This is a genomic window from Methanobrevibacter sp. (assembly GCF_045220775.1).
Classification (GTDB): Archaea; Methanobacteriota; Methanobacteria; order Methanobacteriales; family Methanobacteriaceae; genus Methanocatella.
On the sequence record NZ_JBGUWC010000055.1, the window covers coordinates 1 to 5,873 of the forward strand.

Annotated in this window: 6 protein-coding genes; all 6 read right to left on the reverse strand. The window is 38.2% G+C overall.

The window, feature by feature from the left end; translation table 11 throughout:
• A partial coding sequence (locus ACJROP_RS02900) for a Mur ligase family protein (RefSeq protein ID WP_406533999.1) occupies window positions 1–954 on the reverse strand: 954 nt, incomplete at its 3' end.
• Window positions 947–2,332 carry a Mur ligase family protein gene (locus ACJROP_RS02905; protein ID WP_406534000.1) on the reverse strand — a complete coding sequence of 462 codons (1,386 nt, stop codon included), beginning with the start codon at window positions 2,330–2,332 and terminating at the stop codon, window positions 947–949. The genes ACJROP_RS02905 and ACJROP_RS02900, both read right to left, overlap by 8 nt.
• Window positions 2,333–2,432: 100 nt before the next feature.
• Window positions 2,433–3,620 (reverse strand): aconitase X, encoded by a 1,188-nt coding sequence (locus tag ACJROP_RS02910; RefSeq protein WP_406534001.1) that lies wholly within the window; start codon window positions 3,618–3,620, stop codon window positions 2,433–2,435.
• Between the two features lies 1 nt (window position 3,621).
• A complete protein-coding gene (locus tag ACJROP_RS02915) occupies window positions 3,622–4,956 on the reverse strand; it encodes a DHHA1 domain-containing protein (RefSeq protein ID WP_406534002.1) in 1,335 nt (444 codons plus the stop codon).
• Entirely contained in the window at window positions 4,946–5,344 is a 399-nt protein-coding gene (locus ACJROP_RS02920; protein ID WP_406534003.1) for a 30S ribosomal protein S15, read from the reverse strand. Before ACJROP_RS02920 ends, ACJROP_RS02915 begins: the two co-directional genes overlap by 11 nt.
• 65 nt (window positions 5,345–5,409) lie before the next feature.
• A partial coding sequence (locus tag ACJROP_RS02925) for an XTP/dITP diphosphatase (RefSeq protein ID WP_406534004.1) occupies window positions 5,410–5,873 on the reverse strand: 464 nt, incomplete at its 5' end.

Genomic DNA, 5,873 nt, shown 5'->3' on the forward strand with positions numbered 1-5,873 from the left:
AATGCCCATTTTAACTGTTAATTTTTCAGTTGGAGTGTGCAAATCAAAAGTTCTGTTAGGCAAATCAATGTTTGTTGCAACATAATCCACTTGAGGAGTTGTTATGCCGCATTTACAGAAGTAGTATCCGCATCCTGAGATAATTTCTTTAACTGCGATTTCATTGCCGCAAACGCATTCCTTCATGGCAACAGAATCAGGAAGCTCATCAACTCCAAAGGTAATGACTTCCCCTTTAAAGTCTAGCTCTCTTAAAAGACCCATTATTGTCGGGTCGTTACCATTTACGATTAGCTGACCAAGGCCTAATTCGGAAATGAATTCTCCTTTAACCTTAGCATAATCCATAAAGCTTCCAAGGTCATTCAAATGATCGGGAGTGATGTTTGTAATCAAACCGTTGGACATTGAAGTATTCTTTACGATTCTTCCGATAGTGCCCGGAACGCCAAATGTTCCAACCTCCAAAATTGCAACATCACCATCAAGCCTTGATTGCAAGATTGGAATGAACTCTGCATTTCCCTGCATTCCTTCCAAATCGTGTTCACATGGCTTTATTCCATTATCATAAGCTATTTTCTTAAGCAATGTTGTTGTGGTTGTTTTTCCATTTGTACCTGTTATTCCAAATACCGGCTTTTCAGGCTGAATCATTTCAATGATGTCATTCAATTCCAAAATCGGCTTGTCAATATTTTTCAATAAGTCTGAATCTTTTGATAAACTTGCAGGAGGAATGATATAATCCGCCTTTTTAAAGAAAGCTTCAGGAGTTTTTCCATAAAACACATCGATATCATAGCCTTCTAAAGCTTTTGCAAATCTACAATCTTTTTTAAATGCCAAATCAGTACCAATAACATTATATCCTCTTTGTTTAAGGATCCTAGCAATTAAATTACCATTTGCTCCGCAAACACCAATAACACCGAAGGTTTTATTTTTATTCATACTTTTTACTTCCTATTTCCAGTCCTTTCATAATTTTATCAACGGTAGTCAACCTGTCATATGCTATAAGAGGGCCCATGTGCAAAATGATGTCTCCCGGCACAGAATATTTGAAGGTTAGCTCTGCTGCCTTTTCAATTGTCTCCACAGCCACCTTTTCAATATTTGGATTAGTGATTGCATCTAAAATCTCTTGAGCGGCCTCCATTTCAACCGTTTGGTTAACCTCATTAAATCCGCTTGCAATTACAACTTTAATATCATAATTGCTTACAAGCTCACCGACTTCTGCCTTATCCCTTACGGATAATGTATCGAAATGATCTAAAAACAATACAACGCTATCATCTTTAAAGTAATCAAGAGTAATTTTCATTCCATCATATAAGAATGCAGAATCGAGAATTACTTTCCTGCCGTTATAGTCGCCCACATCCTCCATGTGTGCAGGCAAGCCTTTAAATTCTGTTAATGCATCAATAATGGCTTCCTTTTTAACCCCATATGTCAAGGCTACAGCTGAAGCCGCAACAGAGTTTTCAAAGAAATAGCTCATCATATAAAATGGAGTTGTGAACTCATCATTTTCATATTTAATTGTCAATGACTTGTCTCCTACAGTTCCCTTAAAGTCAACATCCTCATCCAATGCATAATAAATGGCATCATCACGAACTGCTTCAATAATATCCCTGCATGAATTATTCGCTATGAACGTTTCGCTCATGGCCTGAAGAACCAATTTGCGTTGCTGGTAAAGTTCCAGAGACCCCCCAAATTCGGACAAGTGGTCTTCTGCAATATTTGTCAAAAGACCGATTTTAACATTTAATCTGTTTAAAAGACCAATTGTACCATGAGGAAGTTCAAAAATAGCTATATCACATTCATCAGCCTTGCCTTTAACAATTCCATCAATAATGGCTTCTGAAACTAAATTATTTACAAGGGACGAACAGGACCAGACCTTATAGCCCGCCTGTTTAAACAAGCTGGTTGTAATGAAAGTAGTTGTGGTTTTGCCCATGGTTCCGGTAATTCCAATGATGTCAACCGGAATCAAATCATTTACCATTTGAGAAAATTCTTCGTTGGTTAAAACTTTCAGGTCAGACTTTGCAATCTTTTGAGCTATTGGAGCGGATTCCGGCAATGTTGGCGGCATATACACAGCATCAAATCCCTCAACAGAAGGATCCTTATTGGGCATGTCTAATTTGACACCTTCCTTTTCTATTTCAATCATGCTTCTTTGAAATTCTATTTTAAATTCGGAAATATCTTTCAAATCAGTTACAGTAACATCATGCCCCAAATGATTCAGTAGCCTTGCAACAGGCCTACTGGCATTTCCGGCACCAACAACTAAATATTTCATAAAGTCTTCCTCACAATTTCTTACTATAATTTATAGAAGTTATTTAATTTAAAGTTTAATGAGAAAAAATAAGTTATTTAAAAAAAGAATTGAAGAAATCTCATTCGAATTGAATAAGATTTTCCACATCATTATAAACAACATCAAGTCCACACATTGATGGAACATAGTTTGCTGCTTTTGCTGAATTTACACCAATCACTTCAAAGCCCATCTCTTCAATAGGAGCCACAACCATACAGGTGTCGCATACGACATTACCGCCTGCCTTTTCAATGGTTTCAGTGTAACCCATCCTATCCGCAGTCGCCTTTACGCTGACTGATGTGCAAATCCATAATTTGTTTTTGATTGTCTTTCCTTGAACGATGTTGGCCACTTGCTTGATTTCTTCCAGGGATGCATGAGGACATCCTAGACAAATTAAATCCGGCTGTTTATCGGTGGTGGATAATTTTTCACGGGTTTTATTAATCTCTTTTTCAGAAATGAACATTATGTCTTCAACTTCTTCCTTTTCGGCTTTATCGAACTCGGGAGTCACGTTTTCCATATGATAAAGTGCAACAGAACCTGAAGAAGCAAGAGCCGCACCCAATGTTTTCAAATCGTTATTGTTAGGAGTGTTTTTCAATACAAAATAAGGGACTCCTCCCCCAACAACCTTGCCGATAATATATCCTAATGCACCAAAATCAGCGCCAGACAATTCACAATTAACATTAACAACCAAGTTGGCCCTTCTGTTGCGTTCCAAATGGAAACCGTATAAAGGAGTCTTGCCGACAATGGCCGCAGCCAGTGCTGCCGGTCCACCTTCACGATTAGTTCTGGCACCAATGACAGAATTGACATATGCAACAGCAGAAGATTCAGACCAGGATACGTGGTCCCTGAACCTTGGAACATTGCCTACCAAGTAAGGGGTACAGGTACATGTTTTAGAAATGCCAAGATCTGCATAAGCATCTACAATCTGGTTTTGCTTGATTGCAAAGTCTTCAGGAAAGCCCAATTCCTTCCAATTGTCCAAATCGGTTCCAGGCGGATTTAAGGAAGCATTGATTGTAGCTTTGCCTGACCCGTCTTTTGCCAAATCTTCAAGATACTCTAAACCGGCATCACCAATAGTTTTGTATGAAACGCCAGATACCTGTGCGGAAGTTATGTCAACCAATTTAGAAGCCCCATAGATATCTCCTAAAGCAACCAAGATATCCATGCTTTTTCTGATGGTTTCTCCAAACTCCCCATCACACATTTGTTCTTCTTCTTTTGTTAAAAACATATTAATCATTTGATAATTGATATTCAACCATTTCATCAAGCAAATGCAGGAAATTATCCTTACTTTCATAAGGAATCATAGCACCTGCGGCGATGTCATGACCTCCGCCGGTTCCTCCAAAGTTATTTGATGAATCCTGTAATGCTTTTCCCAGATTAACACCTTTCGCAACCATTTCACGAGTGGTTCTGCCGGAGATTTTGATATCCTTGTGGAGTCTTGAAAGCCCGATTACAGGTTTTGAATCATCCAACAACTCTACAGACAATCCGATACTTGCAATAGTACCCATGACGGATTTCAATACTTTGTCTTCAGAGTATAGATATTGGATGCTGTTAAGCTGCACTGCACCTTCCTTTTTGACCCATTCCAAACCTTTAACGATTTGGTCACGATATTGGCGTTGCAATTTCAAGGCCGCATCAATAGCTTGATCACGTTCTCCGAGTGCAATGCTTAAACCAAGACCCGGCTTTTTATTTTTACCGCAGGCATCAAGAATATAGGCATATTCCTCCAAATCACGCAATAACGGTGCTTCTTTAGGGACTGTATAACAGTCTCCAAAAATATCCGGATTAATGGAAATGAGAGCGTCCTTTAACAAGTCCTTTTCTTCATCTTCCATGTCTGTGAACTTAATTCCATAAGACAAATTCATGCGTTCTAAAAATTCTCGTGCACCCTCCAAGTCTCCACTTATCTTTGGAAGAGGTGGTGAGAAAGTGTAAGCGAGAGATTTAAAAATTGGTTCTGATGTTTTTGAAACAATCTTCAAACCCTCATGAATTTCCAAAGTTCCGCTTTCAATAGCATCGTCACGAATCAGCTTATTAACACCGACAAATCCATCCTGACCTTGCATGTCTCCAAATGCACCGATTAAAGCGAAGTGGGCCAAATGCTTTTTGTCAAGCTCGCGAACTGCTAAATAGCTTGAACCTGCACCGGATAAATCTTTACTTCCATCAATGCCAAACAGATGAGGATTGATGTGGACAACATTGCTTTCTGACTCTGTATCATCCACCTGGTGGTGATCTGCAACAATCACATCATGCTTATAGGTATTGAACTCTTTAATGAATGGACTGCCCATGTCTGAAAATATGAATAAATCATATTTTTCATGCCTTAGCTGATTAACATTTTCCTCTTTAAGGCGAGGAAAGATGGTAGTGTGGAATTGAGCACCTTCTTCAGCCAAAGCATTCGCTATGACTGCAGCTGATGAAATTCCATCAGCATCGTTATGAGAAATTATTCTTATAACACTATCCTTTTCGATATGCTCCTTAAGCATATCACTAGCTTCTTTAGCTCTATTTAACAAGGAGTGCTGCTTCTTTTGGATTATATCTCCAACCTTCTGGTAATTTACCTTCACTTACATAGTAAGATGCTAATCTTCTGATTCTGGATTCAATAATGGTTAAACCTCTTCTGGAGTGTAAATCTTTAGGATTTTCTTCCAAGTGGTCTCTGATGTTAACAGCTCTTCTGATTAAGTTTAATAAGTCTTCTGGGTAGGTACCAGCTTGACCGTTTCTTGCTAAAATTTGGGTGATTCTTTCACCGGTTACATCTTTTACGGATGGAATTCCGTATTGGTCTCTTAAGATAATACCAATTTCGGAAGTACTTTTACCTTCTCTGTTAAATTTTAAAATCATTTCTTCAATTTCTTCGTCACTATAAGTTACCCATTCTGGTCTTGCCATAATATAAACCTCTTTAAATTTTTTAAATCTTAAATAAGCCCAATAAGTATAATTAGAAAATAACGCTATTCCTGACTGGAATACCATTTGATAAATTTTTCTAATGAGTTTTTTCTATGTGAAAATTGGTTTTTTTCATCAGTTGTAAGTTCTCCAAATGTCTTGCCCAAACTAGGCACATAGAACAACGGATCAAAAGCAAATCCTAAATTTCCTCTCTCTTCAACTGCGATTTCACCTACGACCTTGCCTAAAAAGATCTTGGGCTCAGAATTGGGGGCGCAGTACCCAATAACTGACCTGAATTCGGCATAACGGTCGTCAGTATCGGTTAATAACTTTAAAATGCCTTGATTTCCAATAGTATCTTGAACATAATGTGAATATGTTCCCGGAAATCCATTTAAAGCTTTAATGAATAAACCAGCATCTTCAACAATCACAGGTTTTTCCAATTTATGACAAGCATATTTTGCGCCTGATATGGCCACTTCCTCAAGAGTTCCTTGGGGTTCTGTGTAGCCTAAAT